Source organism: Streptomyces sp. NBC_01571, from assembly GCF_026339875.1.
Lineage (GTDB): Bacteria > Actinomycetota > Actinomycetes > Streptomycetales > Streptomycetaceae > Streptomyces.
This window is the reverse complement of record NZ_JAPEPZ010000001.1, coordinates 8,932,681-8,953,493: the sequence shown is the minus strand read 5'-3', so window position 1 is coordinate 8,953,493 and position 20,813 is coordinate 8,932,681. Positions and strand designations below refer to the sequence as shown.

General features: G+C 71.7%; 16 protein-coding genes. 5 read left to right on the top strand and 11 right to left on the bottom strand.

The window, feature by feature from the left end:
- Positions 1-29 precede the first annotated feature (29 nt).
- The 5 genes from OHB41_RS40045 to OHB41_RS40025 are packed head-to-tail and all read right to left on the bottom strand — an operon-like array spanning position 30 to position 6,495.
- Positions 30-2,039, bottom strand: coding sequence for an endo-beta-N-acetylglucosaminidase (locus OHB41_RS40045; RefSeq protein WP_266704536.1), 2,010 nt, complete (start codon positions 2,037-2,039; stop codon positions 30-32).
- Positions 2,040-2,078: 39 nt separating this feature from the next.
- The gene (locus tag OHB41_RS40040; protein WP_266704534.1) at positions 2,079-3,311 is read right to left on the bottom strand and encodes a glycoside hydrolase family 5 protein; all 1,233 of its coding nucleotides are present in this window, start codon (positions 3,309-3,311) and stop codon (positions 2,079-2,081) included.
- 38 nt (positions 3,312-3,349) lie between these two features.
- Positions 3,350-4,261 (bottom strand): carbohydrate ABC transporter permease, encoded by a 912-nt coding sequence (locus OHB41_RS40035; protein ID WP_266704532.1) that lies wholly within the window; start codon positions 4,259-4,261, stop codon positions 3,350-3,352.
- Positions 4,258-5,178, bottom strand: coding sequence for a carbohydrate ABC transporter permease (locus OHB41_RS40030; RefSeq protein WP_266706497.1), 921 nt, complete (start codon positions 5,176-5,178; stop codon positions 4,258-4,260). Before OHB41_RS40030 ends, OHB41_RS40035 begins: the two co-directional genes overlap by 4 nt.
- A gap of 24 nt (positions 5,179-5,202) precedes the next feature.
- Positions 5,203-6,495, bottom strand: coding sequence for an ABC transporter substrate-binding protein (locus OHB41_RS40025; RefSeq protein WP_266704530.1), 1,293 nt, complete (start codon positions 6,493-6,495; stop codon positions 5,203-5,205).
- A 222-nt stretch (positions 6,496-6,717) separates the two neighbouring features.
- Between OHB41_RS40025 and OHB41_RS40020 the strand changes: the two genes are divergently transcribed.
- Entirely contained in the window at positions 6,718-7,764 is a 1,047-nt protein-coding gene (locus tag OHB41_RS40020) for a LacI family DNA-binding transcriptional regulator (RefSeq protein WP_266704528.1), read from the top strand.
- Between the two features lie 294 nt (positions 7,765-8,058).
- Here OHB41_RS40020 and OHB41_RS40015 read toward each other — a convergent pair whose 3' ends face one another.
- On the bottom strand, positions 8,059-10,407 hold the full coding sequence (locus tag OHB41_RS40015; RefSeq protein ID WP_266704526.1) for an alpha-L-fucosidase: 2,349 nt from the start codon (positions 10,405-10,407) through the stop codon (positions 8,059-8,061).
- Positions 10,408-10,660: 253 nt separating this feature from the next.
- Here OHB41_RS40015 and OHB41_RS40010 point away from each other — a divergent pair, with 253 nt between their 5' ends.
- The gene (locus OHB41_RS40010) at positions 10,661-12,004 is read left to right on the top strand and encodes an amidase (RefSeq protein ID WP_266704524.1); all 1,344 of its coding nucleotides are present in this window, start codon (positions 10,661-10,663) and stop codon (positions 12,002-12,004) included.
- Between the two features lie 60 nt (positions 12,005-12,064).
- Here the strand turns inward: OHB41_RS40010 and OHB41_RS40005 are convergent, their stop codons facing one another.
- Together OHB41_RS40005 and OHB41_RS40000 are read right to left on the bottom strand one after the other, a co-directional pair.
- Positions 12,065-12,547 (bottom strand): GNAT family N-acetyltransferase, encoded by a 483-nt coding sequence (locus OHB41_RS40005; protein ID WP_266704522.1) that lies wholly within the window; start codon positions 12,545-12,547, stop codon positions 12,065-12,067.
- Between the two features lie 61 nt (positions 12,548-12,608).
- The gene (locus OHB41_RS40000) at positions 12,609-12,785 is read right to left on the bottom strand and encodes a hypothetical protein (protein WP_266704520.1); all 177 of its coding nucleotides are present in this window, start codon (positions 12,783-12,785) and stop codon (positions 12,609-12,611) included.
- Between the two features lie 492 nt (positions 12,786-13,277).
- Here OHB41_RS40000 and OHB41_RS39995 point away from each other — a divergent pair, with 492 nt between their 5' ends.
- From OHB41_RS39995 to OHB41_RS39985, 3 genes are all read left to right on the top strand, one after another.
- Positions 13,278-14,462, top strand: coding sequence for a permease (locus OHB41_RS39995; protein ID WP_266704518.1), 1,185 nt, complete (start codon positions 13,278-13,280; stop codon positions 14,460-14,462).
- A 95-nt stretch (positions 14,463-14,557) separates the two neighbouring features.
- Complete coding sequence (locus tag OHB41_RS39990) at positions 14,558-15,013, top strand: hypothetical protein (RefSeq protein WP_266704516.1); 456 nt, start codon at positions 14,558-14,560, stop codon at positions 15,011-15,013.
- A gap of 25 nt (positions 15,014-15,038) precedes the next feature.
- Positions 15,039-15,845, top strand: coding sequence for an SDR family oxidoreductase (locus tag OHB41_RS39985; RefSeq protein WP_266704514.1), 807 nt, complete (start codon positions 15,039-15,041; stop codon positions 15,843-15,845).
- A gap of 261 nt (positions 15,846-16,106) precedes the next feature.
- On the opposite strand, the gene OHB41_RS39980 is transcribed toward OHB41_RS39985, so the two are convergent.
- From OHB41_RS39980 to glgC, 3 genes are all read right to left on the bottom strand, one after another.
- Positions 16,107-17,630 carry an SDR family NAD(P)-dependent oxidoreductase gene (locus OHB41_RS39980; protein ID WP_266704512.1) on the bottom strand — a complete coding sequence of 508 codons (1,524 nt, stop codon included), beginning with the start codon at positions 17,628-17,630 and terminating at the stop codon, positions 16,107-16,109.
- Between the two features lie 114 nt (positions 17,631-17,744).
- The gene (locus OHB41_RS39975) at positions 17,745-19,076 is read right to left on the bottom strand and encodes a wax ester/triacylglycerol synthase family O-acyltransferase (protein WP_266704510.1); all 1,332 of its coding nucleotides are present in this window, start codon (positions 19,074-19,076) and stop codon (positions 17,745-17,747) included.
- Positions 19,077-19,491: 415 nt separating this feature from the next.
- The gene (gene glgC, locus OHB41_RS39970) at positions 19,492-20,751 is read right to left on the bottom strand and encodes a glucose-1-phosphate adenylyltransferase (RefSeq protein WP_266704508.1); all 1,260 of its coding nucleotides are present in this window, start codon (positions 20,749-20,751) and stop codon (positions 19,492-19,494) included.
- Between the last annotated feature and the right edge of the window lie 62 nt (positions 20,752-20,813).

The window sequence follows — 20,813 nt, the reverse complement described above, 5'->3', positions numbered from 1 at the left end:
GAGTGCTCCGTGGGGTGAGGGGTGCGGGTTTACCAGGTGTGGGTGGTCGTGGCGGGGGTCGAGACGGTGAACAGCTCCCCCACCGCGCGCAGTTCGAATCCTGCGGCGGACTCGCCCTGCTCGGCGGTGAGACCGCCCGCGTAGAACGCGCTCTGGCAGGTGCCGCCGAGGAAGCGACGCGTGCCGTCGGGGAACGTCCGGTACAGCTCGTAGTGGCGCACGCCGCCCGCGGAGCCCTGCCACGCGAAGCGCAGGTTGCCGCCGTCGGCGTCGGTGACGCGCAGGCCGGCGGGCGCGTCGGGGATCACCGTCGCGTCCCGGACCGCGAGCCGGCCCAGCCGCCAGCCGACCGGACCGGTGCCCGGGGCCAGCCGTACGCCCAGTGCGTGCACGGTCCCCGACAGCCCGGTCAGCCGCACGGTGGACGTCTGCCAGCCGTCGGCACCGGTGGTGGGCACGGACACGTAGGTGTACGGGGGTGCCCCGCCCGCCGCGCCCGGCTCCGCGGTGGCGACGGCCAGCTCCAGGGAGGTGCTGCCCGCGTCCGTACGGTGGGTCAGCTCGACCACGGTGTCCGCGCCGAGCGGCAGCCGGGTCGCGTACAGGTCCAGTGTCGTCGGCGCGTCGAGAGCGCCGGAGACCAGGAGGCTGCTGCCGCCCCGCCAGGCGTCCGCGAAGTCGAAGGTGACCGTCGGGCGACGGCCGGTGGTGCGTACCACCCAGCGGCGGGAGGGCAGCCGGTCCTGGAGACCCAGGTGGTTCCAGGCGGTGTCCGAGGTGACCTCGCCGTCCTCGTACCACCTCAGGCCGTGGCCGGTGTTGAAGACGGTCGCGAACGGCAGCGAGCCGACGGTCGAGCGGTCGGCGACGGAGAGCGCCGGTGCGCGCCAGGCGGTGTTCGTGGCGGGCCGGGAGGGGTCGAGGGAGGAGCCGGTCCAGAACAGGTCGTCGGCGGCGTGGAAGTCGCCGGGGGTGCGGCCCGCCGGCAGGTGGTTGCGGGTCCACTCGGGCCGGTAGAAGCCGACCGAGACGACGTGCGCCTTGTTCGCCGGCACGATGGCGTCCCAGTCGACGGACGCGTTGGTGCCGTTGGCCTCGACGTCGACGCCCGCCCACAACTCGTAGGGGCTGCGGCCGAGTTGCCGGGCGGTCGTGGCGGAGGAGGCCAGACTGCTCGATGACCAGCGGAAGTCGACGAACATCGAGTCGGCGGCCTGGAAGAACGCCTTGTTCTGGTTGTCGAGCGCGCCCTGCCAGCCGACCGAGCCGCTCACGGTCATCGCGTCGTACCAGGTGACGCGCTGTCCCCGGGCCGCGCCGAGCGCCTTGAGCTCCTTCAGGAAGCCGAGCACGGCGGTGGCGAGCGCGGTGTCGCCGCCACCGGTCTCGGCGTTGACGAACCAGCCGTCGAAGCCGTACGCCGCCGCCACCGCGACCAGTTGGGCCGCGAGCGGATAATGCCCGGTGGCGTCCTTCTGCACCAGGTCACGGGTCCACTGGAGGCGGCCGCCGTAGGCGACGGGCGGCAGGAAGACGTTGCCGAGGACGGGCACGCCGTGCCGGTGGGCCGCGTCCACGATCGGGGCGTTCGGCGCGAGGATCAGGCCCTCGCCCGACGAGCCTCCCCAGAAGACGAGTTCGTCGAGGTAGGCCCAGTGGGTGAGGGCGTAGTAGTCGGCGTCGGCCGCGCCCTGGGCGGGGTTGCTCGACGTGGGGCCGAAGGAGACGAGGGACTGGACACGGGCCTGGCCGGCGCGGGCCGTGGTGTTCGCGGGGGTCGGGGTGAAGCGCGCGGCGAGCGGCACGGAGGCCGCGTTGAACGCCAGGTCCGTGTCGCCGGCGGCGCTCCATGTCTTCAGGCTGCGCCAGGTGATGCCGGCGCCCGGGGTGCCCGAGGGCAGCGAGTCCGGGTACCAGTAGGAGGCGTACGGCTGGAGATCGCGGCCGGCCGCTGCCGCGCGGCCGGGGACGCCGGGCAGGGCGGGGGTGAGCGCCGCCGCGGCTCCGGCGAGCAGAAGAGCGCGTCTGCTGAGGTCCACTGTGTGCTCCGTATCGTCGTGGGGACGGGTGGGGACGGGCTACTCGGTGACCTGATCGGGTGTGACGACTTCGGTGATGCCACGGGCCGCGAGGTGGTCCTTGTCGTCGGCGCGGCTCGCGAGAACGGTGGTGGGACGGGCGCCGTCGGCGGTCAGCCGGGCGAAGGTCTCGAAGACGGGGCCGCCGGGGGCGCAGACGGAGCGGCCCTGCGCGGTGTCGACGACGAGCGCGGTGGTGCGCGCGGAGGGCTGGTGCGCCCGTCCCTCGCCGACGATCCGGGCGAGGGTCCGCGCGGCGGGCTTGGGCTGCCGGTCGCTCGTCAACAGGCCGAGGCTGTATTCGAGTTCGGGGAAGTCGGCCAGGTCGCGGCTGACGTCGTGCGAGCACCACCAGGTGATGCCCCACAGGTCGGGACAGTCGAGCGCGTTCGCGACGGTCGCCTCGGTGAAGGCGGCGGCGTGCCCGGCCGGGATCAGCGGGGCGGGCGCGCCGACCTCCTGGAGCCAGACCGGGCGGCCGGGATCGTCGGCCCAGGCCTTGGAGAGCTCGACGAGGTAGGCGGCGTGGTGCTCGGTGGCGACGCCCCGGCGGCCGTGTCGCTGGGCCGTCCCGTTGAACACCCAGGAGTGGACGGCGGTGAGGGCTCCGAGCCGGGCCGAGTGCTCGGGCGTGAACGGCTGGTCGTCCTGGTACCAGGCCGCGTCGTACGAGGCGTGCAGATGCGGCTTGCCGGGAGCGCCCTCCTCGCAGGCCGCGAGCAGGCGGGTCAGCCACGCTCCGGCCTGCTCGGGCGTGATGCGGTCCGGGTCGGGATGCGGCCCGGCGGCGAACTGGTTGACCTCGTTGCCGATCGTCACGCCTATGAAGTTCGGCCGGTCGGCGAGGGCGGCGGCCAGGGTGCGCAGGTACACGGCCTCCGCCTCGACCACCTCCGGGTCGGTGAAGATGTTCCGCCGGTGCCAGGTCTGCGTCCACGCGGGCAGGAAGTCGAAGCTCGACAGGTGCCCCTGCAGCCCGTCCACGTTGACGTCGAGCCCGCGTTCGGCCGCGGCGTCGGCGAGTGCCACGAGTTGTTCGACGGCGCGCGGGCGGATCAGGGTGCGGTTGGGCTGGAAGTAGGGCCACAGCGGGAAGACCCGGACGTGGTCGAGGCCGAGCGCGGCGATCGAGTCGAGGTCGGCGCGTACGGAGTCGAGGTCGAAGTCGAGCCAGTGGTGGAACCACCCTTCGCTCGGGGTGTAGTTGACGCCGAAGCGCACGGCAGAGGACATGCGGGATCCTTGCGAATCGGAAGGACGGGCGTACGGGTTCAGCCCTTGACCGCGCCCTCGCCCACACCGCGGAAGAAGTACCGCTGGAGACAGGCGAAGAGGGCGATCAGCGGTGCCACGGCGATGATCGTGCCCGCGGCGACGAGCCGTTCGTCGTTGGCGAACGTGCCGTGCAGGTAGTTGAGGCCGATGGTGAGGGTGAACTTGGAGGGATCGCTGAGCACGATGAGCGGCCACAGGAAGTCGTCCCAGGCGCCCATGAAGGCGAAGATGGCGACGACGGCAAGGGTGCCCTTGACCGACGGCAGCGCGATCCGCAGGAACCGCTGCCAGACGTTCGCCCCGTCGACGTAGGCCGCCTCCTCGATCTCGTAGGGGAGGTTGAGGAAGGCGTTGCGCATCAGCAGGACGTTCATCGCGCCGACGCAGCCGGGCAGCACCACGCCGATGAGCGTGTTGTTCAGGCCGAGTTCACGCATGGTGGTGAACTGGGCGATGATGATGCCCTCGACGGGGACCAGCATCGCGAGGATGAAGACGAGTGTCGCCACCCGGCGGCCGCGGTAGCGCAGCCTGGCCAGGGCGTAGCCGGCGAGGGCCGAACCGACGCAGTTCGTCACGACGTTGGCGCCCGCGACCTTGAGCGAGTTCACGGCGTAGTCCCAGACGGGAATGGTGTCGGCGACCCGCTGGTAGTTGTGCAGTGTCGGGTGGCCGGGCAGGAGCGCCGGCGGCGAGTCGAAGATGTCCTCGGTCGGGCCCTTGAGCGAGGTGGACAGCTGCCACAGGAACGGCCCGACGGTCAGGGCGAGGACGGCGAGCAGCAGCAGGTAGCGCAGGACGAGTTCCCAGACGCGCACACGGCGGCCGTGCTCGTCGGTGACGCGGGGGCGGGGGCGCCGCTCGGGCGCCGGACGCTCCGCGGGCCGTACCTTCTCCAGCACGCTCACGCGTCCTCCTTCCGGTCGGCGCGCAGCACGAGCAGCATCAGCGCGACGGTGACGACGAAGACGACGACGGACAGGGCGGAGGCGTAGCCCACCCGGCCGGTCAGTCCGGTGCCGGTGCGCTGGACCAGCATGACGAGGGTGGTGTCCTCGCCCGCCGGTCCGCCGTCCGGGCCCGCCATCAGGTACACCTCGGAGAACACCTTGAAGGCGGCGACCGAGGAGAGCGCGCCGACCAGCACCATGGTGGAGCGGACGGCGGGCACGGTGACGGTGAGGAAGCGGCGTACCGCTCCCGCGCCGTCGACCGACGCCGCCTCGTGCAGCTCGCGCGGCACGTTGGCGAGCGCGGCCAGGTAGATGATCATGTAGTAGCCGAGACCCTTCCAGACCGTGACGGCCATGGCGCTCAGCAGGAGCAGCCACTGGTCGCTGAGGAAGCCGATCCTGCCGATGCCGACCGTCTCCAGCAGCGAGTTCACCAGGCCGCGTTCGTCCAGCAGCCACACCCAGATCAGGCCGACCACGACGATGGAGGCGACCACCGGGGTGTAGAAGGCCGACCGGAAGAAGGTGATGCCGGGGATGTTCTTCTGGACCAGCAGGGCGAGCAGCAACGGCAGCAGGACGAGCGCGGGGACGACCCCGACGACGTACAGCGCGCTGTTGCGCAGGCCGATCCAGAACATGTCGTCGTGCAGCAGCTCCCGGAAGTTGGCGAGGCCCACGAACGTGCCGGGGATCAGGGTGCGGCGGTCGGTGAAGGAGTTGACCACCGTCGAGACGAACGGGTACAGGATGAAGACACCCGTGATCAGCAGGCCCGGTGCCGCGAACAGCCAGGGGCTGTACGGGAGCTGGCGTCGCACCCGGGTCGCCGCGCGGGGCGTCCGCGCGCCGCGCCGCCCGTCTCCGGACACGGTCGAGGAACTCGCCACGGCGGATCAGCCCTGCTGCTGGAGGAGTCGGTCGCAGGCCTTGACAGCGTTGTCAAGGGCGGTCTTGGGGCTCTCCTTGCCCTGGAGTGCCTTGGCGACCTCGTTGCGCAGCGCGGTCTTCATCTGCTCGCTGAACAGGACCGGGGTGTAATTGACCGCGTTCTTCAGGGACTTGGCGGCGGCGATCCGCACTCGCGTCTCGTCGGTCCCGTCCTCCTTGGTGAAGTACGGGTCGTCCAGCGAGCCGGCGGTGCTCGGGAAGATCGCGACCTTCTTGGCGAACGACATCTGGTTCTGCGCGTCGGTGACGAAGTGGGCGAGGGCGACCGCGGCCGGGGTGTGCTTGGTGCGCGAATTGACCATCACGCCCATGACGTACATGTTCACCTTGCCGGTGCTGGTGATCTGGTCCGTGATGCCGATGTTCTTGTAAAGGTTCGGCGCCTGCTTCTTGAAGTTGCCGAGGTCGAGGGCGCTGCCGGGGTTCATGGCGACGGCGCCGGTGAGGAACTTCTTGCCGGACGACTCCGGGGTCGCGGTGAGCGCCTGCGGGTCGAGCGCCTTGGCGTCGTACAACTGCTTGTACTTGGTGAGGAGTTCGACACCCTTGGCGTCGTTGAACGCGAAGGCGCTGCCTTCCTTGTTCATCAGCTCGACGCCGTAGCGGCCGAAGTCCTCGATGGTGGGCACGTTGGCGAGCGTGGCCACCTTGCCGTGGGTCTTGTCCGCCAGCCGCAGCGCGTCGGAGAAGAGGTCGTCGTAGGTCGTCGGCGGCTTGGAGGCGTCGAGTCCGGCCTCCTTGAACAGCGACTTGTTGTAGAAGAGCGGGCCGGTGTTGAGGTACCAGGGGAAGGCGTACGTCCCGGTCATGCCCGGTACCTGGTGACCGGCCCAGGCACCGTCCAGGTACTCCTTCTTGTACTGGGCGGCCGACTTGTCGAGGTCCAGCGCGAGGCCCGCCTTGGCGAGCGGGGCGACGAGGTCCGGGGAGACGTTCACGACGTCGGGCAGGGTGCCGCCGGCCGCGTCCGCGCTGATCTTGTCGGCGTAGCCCTCGGCGGGCTGGTCGACCCACTTCACATGGGTGTCCGGGTACTTCTTCTCGAAGTCCGCGATCACGCCCTCGAAGTACTCCTTGAAGTTGGCCCTCAGGTTCCAGGTCTGGAAGGTGATGTCGCCCTCGACCTTGCCGGAGGCGTCCGTCGAGCCACCGCCGTCGTTCCCGGAGCCGCAGGCACTCAGCGGCAGGACGACGGCGACGGCGGCAGCGGCGGCGAGAACTCTGCGGGAGATACGCACGGATGGGGCTCCTCTGCGGTGGGGGGGCGAACGGTGCCGGGGCAGACCTTGCATGCAACTCGCGCGACTAGTCAATGGATTTGGCCCAGCTAAACTCTTTAGTGAAGAAACATGGCTGGTCAGAGACGTGTGACCAGCCTCTTGCAATCGATCACTAATGCGCTTTAGATTGCTTCAGCTCAAGCGCATTAGTACGCAGTCCCAGCAGAACGGGGAGTCAGGTTGCCAGCCAAGCGGTCTCCCGCGCGCCGGCCGACGATGAAGGACATCGCGCAGCGCGCCGGGGTCTCGGAGAGCGCGGTCTCCTTCGCTCTCAACGACCGGCCCGGGGTCTCCGAGATCACCCGCGACCGGGTGCGCCGGGTCGCCGAACAACTGGGCTGGCGGCCGAGCACGGCGGCCCGCGCGCTGTCCGGCGAGGGCGCGGCCACGGTCGGGCTCGTCGTGGCCCGTCCCGCCGACACCCTGGGCGTGGACTCGTTCTTCCTGCAGCTGATCTCCGGCATCCAGGAGGTGCTGGCCGAGCGGCATCTCGGGCTGCTCTTCCAGGTCGTGGAGGACGTGGGCGACGAGTGCGCGGTCTACCGGCGCTGGTGGGCCGAGCACCGAGTGGACGGGGTCCTGGTCGTCGATCCGCGGACCGACGATCCACGCCCCGGCCTGCTGGAGGAGCTGGGCCTGCCCGCGGTGGTGATCGGCGGTGTGCCGGACGCGGGGCACCCCGGGATGTCCACGGTCTGGGCGGACGACGCGGGCGCGATGGCCTCGGTGGTGGGCGAGCTGTACGCGCTCGGGCACCGCCGGATCGCGCACATCGCGGGCCTGCCGGGGCTGGCCCACACCGAGCGGCGCATCCGCACCCTGCGTGCGGAGGCGGAACGGCGGGGTCTGTCCGAGGTGCGGTCACTGACCACGGACTACTCGGACTCCGAGGGTGCCGCCGTCACCCGCCGGGTCCTGGAGAGCGGCGCACCGCCGACGGCGCTGGTCTACGACAACGACGTGATGGCCGTCGCCGGGGTCGCCACCGCGACGGAACTGGGCTTCCTGGTGCCGCGCGACGTGTCTGTCGTGGCCTGGGAGGATTCGGCGCTGTGCCGCATGGTCAGACCGTGGCTGTCCGCGCTCTCCCGCGACACCGTGGAGTTCGGGCGCACGGCCGCGCGGGAACTGACCGCGCTGCTGGACGGCGGCCCGGCGCGGACGGTCCAGGTACCGGTGCCACGGCTGATCGGACGGGAGAGCACGGGGCCGGCGGCCGGCATCTGACACGGAGCGGCCGGCCGGCCGGAGCCAGGAGGAGTTCGCCGGGGCGGACCGCCGGGACCGGGAGCAGTTCGCCGGGGCGGACCACCCGGACCAGGAGCAGTTCGCCGGGGCGGACCACCCGGACCAGGAGCAGTTCGCCGGAGCGGACCACCCGGACCAGGAGCGGGAGATGTCCGCCTGGCCGGTTCCGGGCGACGACGCGAGCCGCGGTCGACGTGGTGACCACCGTGACCGGGAGCCCGGTCGGAGAGGACCGCCGCCGCGGCCGCCGCGCGGAACCCCGTGCCACGAAGGTCAGTTGCGCCACTCCACCTTGAACACCCAGACGTACTCGCCGGACCTGCGGGCCGCCTCCGGCACGTCGATCACCAGAGCCCCTTTCCGCGTCGTCCAGTTGAGCGGCCGGTCGTGGCCGAGCAGGGTCACCCGGTCACCGCCGCGGACCGGCACCGGCGCCTCGACGGTGAGGGTGGCGCCGGGCGCGGTCAGCGAGTGGATGTAGAAGGCCTCGTTCTGCCGCACGGTGAACCGCAGGTCCTCACCGAGCTGCGCCATCCGCGACCAGTACGTCGTGTCGTAGATCGCCTCGCCGTTGACCTTCAGCCACCGGCCGGTCTCGCGCAGCCGGGTCTGCATGATCTCGGGGATGGTGCCGTCGGCGCGCGGCCCGATGTCGAGCAGGAGGTTGCCGTTCTTGGAGACGATGTCGACCAGGCTGCGGACCACCTCCTCGGCGGTCATGTACGCGGCGTCGGGCGTGGCCCGGTTGTAGCCGTAGCTGAACGGGTCGAGGCCCCGGCTGGACTCCCACTTGGCGACGACGGTGTTCTCGTAGGTCGTGTACTCGGGGGTCGTGAAGTCGTGGAAGCCGATGCCCGAGCGGTTGTTGACGGTGACCTCGTAGGGCTTCGGCCGGTTCTTGCCGTGGTTGAAGTACTCGGCGAGCACCCGCGGGCTGTCGTTGGCGCCACCGATGTCGCACCAGATGACGGACGGGTCGTAGCCGTGGATCAGTTCCAGCATCTGCGCCGCCTGATAGTCCTTCACATAGTCCTTGCCGGCGGTGTATCCAGTGTACGGGACCGGTTCCCGGGTGTACGGATTGCGCGGGGCGTGGCCCGACCAGGGGTTGTCGGGGTTGAACCACTCGGGCATGGAGAAGTACAGGCCGCGGTGCAGCTCGGGGGTGAACCGCCGCGAGGCGTCGAAGAGTTCACGGACCAGGTCGCGCCGTGGACCCATCTTCACGGCGTTTCGGTCGGCGACCCGGGTGTCCCACAGGGCGAAGCCCTCGTGGTGCTTTGAGGTGAGGACGTGGTACTGGGCGCCGGCGTCCCGGAACAACTCCACCCAGGCGCGCGGATCGAACCGGTGGGCCGTGAACATCGGGATGAAGTCGTCGTAGGCGAAGTTCTCGCCGTACTTCTCCCGGTGATAGGCGTACACCGCGTTGTCCGGGTTCTGCAGGTTGCTCCAGTACCACTCGGCGTACTGCTCGCCCACCGGTGACCAGGCGGGCACCGAGTAGACGCCCCAGTGGATGAAGATGCCGAACTTGGCGCGGTGGAACCAGTACGGGGCCTGGTGTCCCGCGAGGGACTCCTCGGTGGGGAGGTAGTCGGGCACACCGAGAGTCAGTGTGCGGCGGGCGGCGGCGGCCTGCCGGCCGCGGCCTTCGACGACCACCGTTCCCTCGTGCTCGGTGCCGGGCGCCGTGCCCACGCGGTTGCGGATGCCGACACGGACCCGGGCCTGCTCGCCGGGGTCGAGGCGGGTCACGCGCGCGGGCTCGACGGTGCGGGCCCCGGGCACCTCGACGCCGACCGTCACCCGGTCGCCCGCGAGGACGGCGACCGTCCCCGCGTTGACGACGGTGGCCTCCACGCTCTGCGCGCCCGTCGACTCCAGCAGCGAGAGAGTGGCGTGCGCGTCCCGCAGGGCCAACGCCCGCCCCTGGGCGACCGGTTGGAGGGAGAGGGCGAAGACGTGCAGCGAGGTCTGGTTCTCCTGGGCCGGCCGGGTGGTCGGCAGGGTGAGGGCGACGGCCTCCCGTCCCGGGTCGATCCAGACCTCCGCCGTGCCGATCCCGACGCTGTGCTCGTCCTTGCCGCCGTCCGGCCGGTAGCGGTACGGGGCGGACAGCGAACCGCCCGTCGCGTACCAGTCGGCGCCGCCGAGTCCGGCGGTCGTCGTCGAACCGTCGGCGTAGTGCACGGTGGCCGTGCCGGAGGCGTCACCGTAGCTGCCCGCCGTCAGGAACAGGGCCGAGAGGTAGCGGCCCCGGGGGAGGTCGATGCGCTGGCCGAGGGCGACCACGTTGTTCCCGGCGCCCGCGGCGGAGGACGGGAAGAGGAAGGCGATGCCGTCCACCTCGACCGGGCCCCCGGGGAGTTCCTCACCGGGGAAGGTGTAACCCGAGCCGTCGAAGTCGCCGCCGGGTGCGGCCGCGCGGGCGATGCCGTCGTTGTCGAAGTGGTCGTCGAGCGGTACGGGGAGCGGGGCGGGGACGGGAACCCACTGCGGCGCCGGCCCTTCGGCCGGTTCCGCGGCCCGCGCCCCGGTCGCCGCGGTGAGCGGAAGAGCCGCCGCGGCGGCGACGGCCGCGGTGGCTCCCAGAACCTGACGTCTTGGATACGTACCCATGAGCGGCTCCAATTCATCGGATGTCTGATGATGAGACGGGTTCCGGTACCTGTCAACGAGGCCTGGAGGCAGGAAAGTTGCCGTAGTGGTCGGATGACCTGGCGCCGTGTACGGGCTGCGGAGCGGCCACTCGGTGAAAGGTCCAGGAGAACCGGGGTGAATGTCCCAGCGCGCCAGCCCTCGACGCGGCACCCGCACCCCGGCACAGTGCTCCTCGTACTCACCAGTAATTCCCTGCCCCCGAGGAGCACCAGTGAGCAGTTGGGCCGGCCGGACCGCCACCGAGATCGCCGCAGCCGTCCGCGAGAAGCGGATCACCCCCCGCGAGGTGGTGGCCGAGCACCTCGCCCGGATCGAGCGGCTCGACGCCCGGGTCGGCGCCTTCCGGCTCGTACGGTCCGAGGCGGCTCTCGCGGAGGCCGACGCGCTGGCCGCCCACCCGGACCTGGCCGGGCTCCCCCTCGCGGGCGTGCCCGTGGCGGTGAAGGACAACCTGCCGGTGCGCGGCGAGTCCTGCCGGCAGGGCTCCGCCGCGACCTCGGACGTGGCCGCGGAGGAGGACCACGTCACGGTGGCGCGGCTGCGCGCGGCGGGCGCCGTGGTCGTGGGCCTGACGAACGTGCCCGAGCTCTGCGTCTTCGGCACCTCGGACAGCGTCTACGGCATCGCGCGCAACCCCTGGGACACCTCGCGCACGGCCGGCGGTTCCTCGGGCGGCAGCGCGGCCGCCGTCGCCGCCGGCATGGTGCCCCTCGCCCTGGGCAACGACGGGATGGGGTCGCTGCGCATCCCGGCGGCCAACTGCGGCCTGGTCGGCCTGAAGCCCGGCCACGGCACGGTACCGGCCGGTATCGGCCACGGCGACTGGTTCGGCATGTCGGAGAACGGGCCGCTGGCGACCACTGTGGCGGACGCCCGGCTGATGCTGACGGTCCTGGCGGACACCGAGGCGGTACGTCCCTCCGGGAACCTCGTCCGGAAGGTGGCGGTCTCCGTACGCAGCCCCCTGGCCGGCGTGACCGTGGGCCGTCCGTACGCGACGGCGGCCCGGGAGGCGGCAGCGCTGCTGGCCGGGGCGGGTCACCAGGTGCGGCCCTCCGACCCCCCGTACCCGCTCTGGCTGAGCACCACCTCGCTCGCGCACTGGACGGCGGGGACCGCGGTGGACGCCGCGGACCTCGACCCGCGTCGGCTCACCCGCCGCACGCGTGTGCACGCCGCCGTGGGGCGCCGCTTCGTGGCCGGTGTGCGCACGGGCGAGCGGCGTGCGCGGTTGCGCACGCGTCTGACACCGTTCTTCGAGGAGCACGACGTGCTCCTGACGCCCGCGCTGGCCCGGCGGGGTCCTGCCGCCGCGGCCTGGCACGAGCGGGGCTGGCTGCGCAACCTGCTGGCCAACACGAACTACTCTCCGCTGACTCCGCCCTGGAACCTCACCGGGTGGCCCGCGATGGCGGTGCCGTTCGGGACTCTGCCGGGCGGCGCCCCGTGCGCCGTGCAGCTGGTCGGGCGTCCCGGCACCGAGCTGGAACTGCTTGAGCTGGCGGGACAGTTGGAGGAGCTGCGTCCGTGGCGGCGGACGGCACCGCTGGACTGAGGCCGGTCCGTGCCGCCCGTCCGGCGGGAACGGGACGACACGACCGCGAGGAACCGCCCCTCAGAGCGCGCGGTACATGATGTGCAGTCCGACCCGCCCGTGCCGGGGGTGCTCGTAGGCGTCCGGCACGGTGGCCAGGACGGTGAAACCGAGTGAGGTCCACAGCGTGACGGCGGGGTTGGTCTCCACGACGGCGTTGAACACCATGCCCCGGTAGCCGTCGGCCCTGGCGGTGGTGAGGACGTGCTCGGCGAGCGCGCGGCCGATGCCGCGCCCCGCGTGGTCGGGGTCGACCATGAAGCCGGCGTTGGCGATGCGGTCGGCGGGGCCGCCGTAGTTCGGGGTGACGAAGGCCGAGCCGACGACCGTGCCGGTGGCGTCCTCGGCGACGTACACACGCTTGCCCGGCGCCATCCACAGGTCCCGGGCCGCATCGGCCGGGGTGTCGGGGTCCCAGGTGTAGGTCTCGCCCGCGGCGACGATGCGGTGCCAGAAAGGCCAGATCCGCGGCCAGTCGCCGGCCACGGCTTCTCTGATCAGCATGGGCGTGAGTCTGGCACGCCCATGCCGTCAGCTGTCGCGAGGGGGTTTCGCGCCGGGTCGGTCAGTCGACGCTGGGCAGGATGTGGGGCTCGGCGAGGTCGTCCTCGTAACCCGCGAGGCGAATCGGCGCGGACCTGGCCCACACGTCGAGGCTTCCCAGCTTCTTCTCGGGCCGGCGGCCCATTCGCTCCGTGCGTTCCTTGGGGCGCTGATCGATATTCGTCTTCTCCGGTGTCACCGCGCACTCCTTATGTGTCGGGTCACCCTCGGGACGTGCAGGGGCCAGTCTGTTTCCGGCCGCCTGACGCCCGCTCGGGTCTGAGTCGAAGGCAGTTAGGGACGCGGTGGCGCCGGTAACTCGTGTGAGAGCAGGCCGTGGTGACCGGCTGTCCCGGGACGGACCATGGGTGTGGGTGGGACCCCTTCAGGCTGTCCGTCGGTACAGGGTAACCAAATGAGCGGATGCCCGCTCTATGGGGCTGAAAACAAGAGGTAACCGTCTCGCGTCGATCGGTGTCCGCCGAGCGCTGATCTGCGTCTATTTGATGACGTATCCCCCGTTCACACCACTCGTTCGGCGTAGCGGTCGCACCCACGGCCACCCCGCGCCGAATCCGCCGCTCCGCGCCCCACCCCCGCCGACCCGCCGGAACGGCACGCCTTTCATACCCCCAGGGGGTACAGTCGCGCGGGCAGCCCGGAAGTCGCCCCCTGGGAGAGAGCGGAGCCCATGCACGCGATCCTGCACGCACTGTCCATCGCCGGGTCGATGACCTGGGAGATCACCTGGGCACTGATCCTGGGATTCGCCCTGTCCGCCGTGGTCCAGGCGGTGGTGCGGCGCGCGACGGTCGCGCGGCTGCTCGGTGACGACCGGCCTCGGACACTCGTACTGGCCGCCGGGCTCGGCGCGGCGTCCTCGTCCTGCTCGTACGCGGCCGTGGCGCTCGCGCGCTCCCTGTTCCGCAAGGGTGCGAACTTCACCGCGGCGATGGCGTTCGAGATCGCCTCCACCAATCTCGTGGTCGAACTCGGCGTGATCCTGGCTTTGTTGATGGGCTGGCAGTTCACCGTCGCCGAGTTCGTCGGCGGTCCAGTCATGATCTTCGTACTCGCCGTGCTCTTCCGGATGTTCCTGCGCGAGCGGCTGCTGCGGCAGGCCCGGGAACAGGCGGACCGGGGGCTCGCCGGGTCCATGGAGGGCCACGCGGCGATGGACATGTCGGTGCGGGGCGAGGGCTCGTTCGGACACCGGCTGTTCTCCGGCGCGGGCTTCACCTCGGTCGCACATGTGTTCGTCATGGAGTGGGTGGCGATCCTGCGCGACCTGGTGGGCGGGCTGCTGATCGCGGGTGCCATCGCCGCCTGGGTGCCCGACTCCTTCTGGCGCTCCTTCTTCCTGGACGGACATCCGCTCGCGGCGAAGCTGGTCGGACCCCTGATCGGGCCGCTCGTGGCGATCGCCTCCTTCGTGTGCTCGATCGGGAACGTGCCGCTGGCCGTCGTGCTGTGGAAGGGCGGCATCAGCTTCGGGGGCGTGGTCGCGTTCATCTTCGCCGACCTGCTGATCCTGCCGATCCTGAACATCTACCGGAAGTACTACGGCCTGCGGATGGCGGCCTTCCTGCTGCTCACCTTCTACGGGGCCATGGTGGTCGCCGGGTACGTCGTGGAGATCCTCTTCAGCGGCCTCGGGCTCGTCCCCGACCAGGACGACGCCCGGATTCCCATGGAGGGCGTCTCCTGGGACTACACGACCTGGCTCAACATCGTCTTCCTCGCGCTCGCGGCGGCGCTGGTGTGGCGCTTCCTGCGCACCGGCGGCCCGATGATGCTGCGGGCGATGGGCGGGTCACCGGAGGCGGCGGAGCACCCGGAGCACGGAGGTCACGACCACCCGCACGGCCGGCACTGAACACGGCGCGCAGTTCAGGTCCCGTTGGCCGGTTCGCAAGCCGGCCATGTTGTGCTGGCGCCCGGCAACGGCTTTTCTCGCGGAAGGACCGAAGCATGGAGCTGCGCAGCGTCGAGGAGCTGATGGACCTGCTGCACGCCTGCCGGGACACCCGGCACACCGCGGCCGGCAGCGGTGGCCCGGTCGACGTGCACGACCACGCGCTGCAGACCGCCGCCCTGCTGCGCCGCAGCCACCCCGCCGACAAGGAACTTCAGGTGGCGGGTCTGGTCCATGGCATCGGCCGGCTGCCGCTCCCCGGCGACGCCACCGCGCACGCCGGGCCGGTGCCGGACCTGGTGGGGCCGCTGCTCGGCGCCCGCGTCTCCCGCCTGGGACGCCTCCACTCCGGCGGCCGGCCGGACCCCTGCGACGCCGACGACGCGCTGAGCCTGCGCCAGGCCTGCGACGCGGGCCGGGTCGCCGGACTCCACGCCGGGGTGCTGGAGGACTGGCGCACGGTGGTGGAGCTGGTGGCGGCGCAGCACTCCCGGCTGGGGGCTGTCGACTGACGGACCGTCATGAGACGGTACGCGGATGACGTCACCGTACGGACTGCGGGGCCGGGCCGCCATCGTGACCGGAGCCTCGCGCGGGATCGGGCTGGCCGTCGCCGAGGAGCTCTCCCGGGCGGGGGCACGGGTGTGCGTGACCGGCCGGGACGCGGACGCGGTGGGCCGGGCCGCCGAGCGGCTCGGCGGGGTCGCACTCGCCGGTTCGGTCGCCGATCCGGCGCATCTGAGAGCCGTGACCGGGCTGGCGCTGCGCGAGTTCGGGCGCCTCGACCTCGTGGTGAACAACGCGGCGACCAACCAGCCGTACGGCCCGCTCATGGACGTCGATCCGGACCGCTGGCGTACGGCGTTCACCGTCAACGTCGAGGCCGCGCTGCGGTTGGCGCAGTACGCCTGGCACGGCTGGATGGGCGAGCACGGCGGCGCGATCGTGAACGTGTGCACGGAGGGCGCGGACCACGTGGGACCGCTCGTGGGCGCGTACGGCACCAGCAAAGCGGCCCTGCTGCACCTCACCCGGCAGCTCGCCGGCGAACTGGCCCCGAGGGTCCGGGTCAACTCCGTCTCGCCCGGTCTCGTCCGCACCGAGATGGCCCGCTTCGTCTGGGAGGACTCCGAGGACGAACTCGGCGCCGGGCTCCCGCTGGGCCGTATCGGCCGGCCCGAGGACGTCGCGCGGGCGGTGGTGTGGCTGGCCTCCGACGCCGCCGAGTGGATCACCGGCGCCGATCTGCTGGTCGACGGAGGGACCCGGGTCCGGGCCGCGCACGGGGCCGGCCACGCCCTGCACGACCGTCTGCGCACCCGCGCACCGGACGGCGGGCGGTGAGACCGCGCGTCGGCGGCGACGGTCGGGGCACCGGGGCGGGACAACACCGCTGCCGGCCGCGGCTGCCTCGCCGCGCACCGCGGGATGCGCCGCCCCGGACTCCGTCGGCGTAGTGGCGCCGCGTCCCGGAGGTCCGCCGGTCCGAAGACGGCGAAGGCGGCGAAGGCGGCCTTCGAGACCTTCGACGCCTCCGGCGCGAACGGCCCGGGGACAACCCTCACCCGCCGGCCGCGCGCACCCGCGGTCCGTGCACGGGCCGGGCTACCACTTGCCGGGCGCGTAGTCCTTCATGAAGACGCCGTAGAGGTCCTCGCCCTGCTCGCCGCGCACGATCGGGTCGTACACGCGGGCCGCGCCGTCGACGAGGTCGAGGGGGGCGTGGAAGCCCGCGTCGGCGAGGCGCATCTTGTCGGGGTGCGGGCGCTCGTCGGTGATCCAGCCGGTGTCCACGGCGGTCATCAGGATGCGGTCCTTCTCGAACATCTCCTGGGCGCTGGTGCGCGTGAGCATGTTCAGGGCGGCCTTGGCCATGTTGGTGTGCGGGTGGCCGGCGCCCTTGTAGCCGCGGCTGAAGACGCCCTCCATCGCGGAGACGTTCACGATGTACGTCCGCTCGGCCCGCGCGGCCGCCATCGCCGCGCGCAGGCGGCTGATGAGGATGAACGGCGCGGTGGAGTTGCAGAGCTGGACCTCGAGCAGCTCGACCGGCGTGACCTCCTCGACGGCCTGGATCCAGCTGTTGGTGTCGTGCAGGTCGGGCACGAGGCCGCCGGCGTCGATGGCCGTACCGGCCGCGATCCGCTCCAGCGAGGCGGATCCGGACACCAGCGCGAGGTCCGTGACGTCCTGGGCGGTCAGCGCGCCGCCGCCGGGGACCGGGAGCGCGGCCACCGCGCCGGAGCCGAAGGTACCGATGACCTCGGCGGGCGGCAGCTCGCCGGCGGGCAGCGGGCCGGACTCGGCGGCGAGCAGCTCGCCGTAGGCCTGGGGCGAGCGGCGTACGGTCTGGGCGGCGTTGTTGATCAGGATGTCGAGCGGGCCCGCGGCGGCGACGGAGTCGGCGAGCGCGACGACCTGGGCCGGGTCGCGCAGGTCGATGCCGACGATCTTCAGCCGGCCGATCCACTCGTCGCTGTCGGGCATGGCCTTGAAGCGGCGGATCGCGTCGTTCGGGAAGCGTGTGGTGATGGTGGTGTGGGCGCCGTCGCGCAACAGCCGCAGCGCGATGTACATGCCGATCTTGGCGCGGCCGCCGGTGAGCAGCGCGCGCTTGCCGGTGAGGTCGGTGCGGGCGTCGCGGCGGGCGCGGTTCTCGGCCGCGCAGTTCTGGCAGAGCTGGTGGTAGAAGTAGTCGACCTCGACGTACCGCGTCTTGCAGATGTAGCAGGAGCGCGGGCGCTGGAGTATCCCCGCGATCTCGCCGGCCTCGGTGACGGACGAGGGCAGGATGCCCTCGGTCTCGTCATCGATGCGCTGGGCGGAACCGGTGGCGGTGGACTCGGTGACGGCCTTGTCGTGGGCAGTCTTGGCGGCCCTGCGATCCTGGCGGCGGCGCTGCTTCACCGTGCGGTAGATGCCCGCGGTGGCACGGCGCACGGCGATGGCGTCGGGGTGGTCGACGTCGATCCTGTCGAGCTCGTCGAGCACGCTGAGGCAGACGGCCAGCCGCTCCGGGTCGATGCCGGGCCCGTACGCCTCCGCTGCCGCGTCGACGGCGGAAGCCGCCCGGTCGTCCTCTGCCGTGTCCACGGCGAGAGCCGCCTGGCCGTCCTCTGTCACCGTCATCGCCGTTGCCGCTTCCTGGGTTTTCGCGCCGCGCTCGAACCGCGCTCGCTTTCGAAGGCGGAATTTTACGGAGCAAGGGGGCAAGGCGCCAAACCCGCGGTGATCACCGGCCTCTCAGGGGCCGGTGGCGATGATCAACGTCTCCACCTCCTCGGTCAGCGCGCGGGCCAGCCGGTGCAGGTCCGGTACGGCCTCCGCGTCGGCGACGAGCCCGTAGTGGACCCGCCCGCGGAACGTCGAGACCGCCACCGCCAGTGCCTGGCCGCGGGCCAGCGGCGCGAGCGGATAGACCTCGGCGAGCGGGCAGCCGCCGAGCTTCAGTCCGAGGCTGGGCAGCGGCACGCTGGTGACGAGGATGTCGAAGAGCAGCCGGGCCGCCTGGCCGACGACGGGGCCGCCGAGACGATGGCCGAGCGGCGGCACGTGGTCGGCGAGCAGCGCCACGGCACCCGCTCCCCGGTTGGGGCCCGCGTCCTTGTTGCGGTCCATGGCCGTACGCACCGCGCGCAGCCGGCCGACCGGGTCCGGGTCGTCCACCGGAAGCCGTATCAGGTAGCCGGAGAGCCGGTTGCCCTGTGGGTGCGCGGTGCGCGGACGGCGCCTGGAGACGGGGATCAGGGCACGGGGTGCCACGCCCTCGCTGCCGTCGCCGCGCTCGTCGAGCCAGGTGCGCAGGGCGCCCGCGACGACGGCGATCAGGACGTCGTTGACGGTGCCGCCGACGCTCTTGCGGACGCGGTGCACGTCGTCCAGGTCGAGGGACACGCCCGCGATGCGGCGGGTGCCGGTGGGCCGCGAGGTCAGCGCGGGTGAGGAGCGGACACCGAGGGTGGCGCGGGCGACCGAGGCGCCGATGTCCAGGGCCCGGCCCACGTCGGAGAGGGTGCCGCGGACGAGCCCCGGCAGCTTGCGGACGTCCGGGAAGAGCCCCCGCGGCGGCTCCGCGGGCCGCGGGCGGGGTTCCGGCATGTCCACCGGGTCCATGAGGGCGGCGGCGAGCATGAGCGCCCGCAGCCCGTCGGCCAGGGCGTGGTGGAACTTGAAGAACACGGCGAACGAGGTGCCGTCCTCGCCGGGCAGGACATGCGCCTCCCAGGGCGGCCGGCCGCGCATCAGCGGGCGCTCCATGAGCCGTCCCGCCGCCGTGTGGAAGTCCGTGGTCGGCGCGTGCAGCCGGACGTGGTCGAGGGGGTCGAAGTGGGGCGCGGGCTCCCGGGTCGCGCTTCCGAAGGTCGGCGGGTAGACGAGAGGCTGCCAGACGTCGCGGATCCGCATGCGCAGCCCGGGAACCCCGGCCGCGCGGGCCGCGAGCAGGTCGGCGGCGTGCGCGCCCGCGGTGGGCGAATGCGCCGTGAAGACACCGAGGGCACCGAGGTGCATCGGGTGCTGGTCGGACTCGATGTTCCAGAACGCCAGGTCGAGTGGTGCGAGGAGATCGGAAGTCAAGGGCTTGCTCTCGCGTCGACGACGGTTGAGCAAGCAGTCAAACCCCGAGAGGCGATTACGGTCAAGTACGATCAAGCTACGCACAGTTAACAGCAGATTAAGCCCGGCCCCTGAAAGAGGGGTCGGACACAAGGGACGCTTGAGCTCAGTTCGGACCCGGACACCCCACAGAGCCCTCAGAAGCCCAGCCGGACGGCTCAGCGCCGAGAGTGAACGCGTCGCACGGAGACCGCGCCCAGGACCGCGCTCAGTGGCGGGGAACGGATCCGTACGCCCATGCGAAGCACCCGCCGCGCACGGCCGTACGGGGCATCAAAACCGTACGGCCGTACGAGAATCCGCCGGATTTCCGGACAGCCCACGCACCTCGTCCGGCCGGGCCCGGCCGGACGGTCGTCGGAGCGCGCGGCCCCGTCTACGACACGAGCCGGCCCTTCCCGAGCGCGATCACCCCGCTCCTGGAGACCGTGTAGAGCTCCGCGTCCCGCTCGGGGTTGACGCCGATCGTCGCACCCGGGGGCACCTCGACGTTCTTGTCCAGGACGGCGCCGCGCACCACCGCGCCACGCCCTATGCGGACGTTGTCGTGCAGGACCGAGCCCTGGACGACGGCACCCGGGTCGACGAGGACGCCCGGCGAGAGCACCGACCGCGAGACCTGCCCCCGGATCAGACAGCCCGCGCTGACGATCGACTCGCTCGCGATGCCCCCGGCGCTGAATCTCGCCGGCGAGAGCTGCCCGGAGTGCGTGTAGATGGGCCACCTGCGGTTGTAGAGGTTGAAGGCGGGGCGTTCGGCGATCAGGTCCATGTGAGCGTCGTAGTACGCGTCGAGCGTGCCGACGTCGCGCCAGTACCCCTGGTCCCGGGTCGTCTCCCCGGGCACGTGGTTCTCGCTGAAGTCGTAGAGCCGCGCCTCGCCGCGGTCGGTGAGCATGGGGAGGATCGACCCGCCCATGTCGTGCACCGAGTGCTCGTCCTCGGCATCCCGCTGGAGCGCCTCCACCAGGGCCTTGGTGGTGAAGATGTAGTTGCCCATCGACGCGAAGACGCAGCCGGGGTCGTCGGGCAGTCCCGGCGGGTCGGCGGGCTTCTCCAGGAAACCCCGCACGGTCTGGCCGTCGGAGCCGGGGGTGATGACACCGAACGAGGAGGACTCGGTGCGTGGCACCCGTATCCCCGCCACGGTCACGCCCGCGCCGCTCTCGATGTGCTGGGCGAGCATCTGCCGGGGGTCCATGCGGTAGACGTGGTCGGCGCCGAACACCGCGATGTAGTCGGGCCGTTCGTCGTACACGAGGTTGAGGGACTGCAGGATCGCGTCCGCGCTGCCCAGGTACCAGCGCGGGCCGAGCCGCTGCTGGGCGGGGACCGGCGTGACGTAGTTGCCGAGCAGGCTCGACATCCGCCAGGTCGTCGTCACATGCCGGTCCAGCGAGTGCGACTTGTACTGCGTCAGGACGCAGATGCGCAGGATGTCCGCGTTGACGAGATTGGAGAGCACGAAGTCCACGAGGCGGTAGGTACCGCCGAAGGTGACCGCGGGTTTCGCGCGGTCCGCGGTGAGGGGCATCAGACGCTTGCCCTCTCCTCCCGCGAGTACGATTCCCAGTACGGAAGGCCCCTCCCCCAGGTCCCGGCTCCACTCGCCCAGGGGGTATCCCGTTCGCCGCATGCCGCCGCCCCTCTACGCCCGCTCGGGCCGCGCCCGGTTGCCGGACAGGGCCCTGTTGCCGA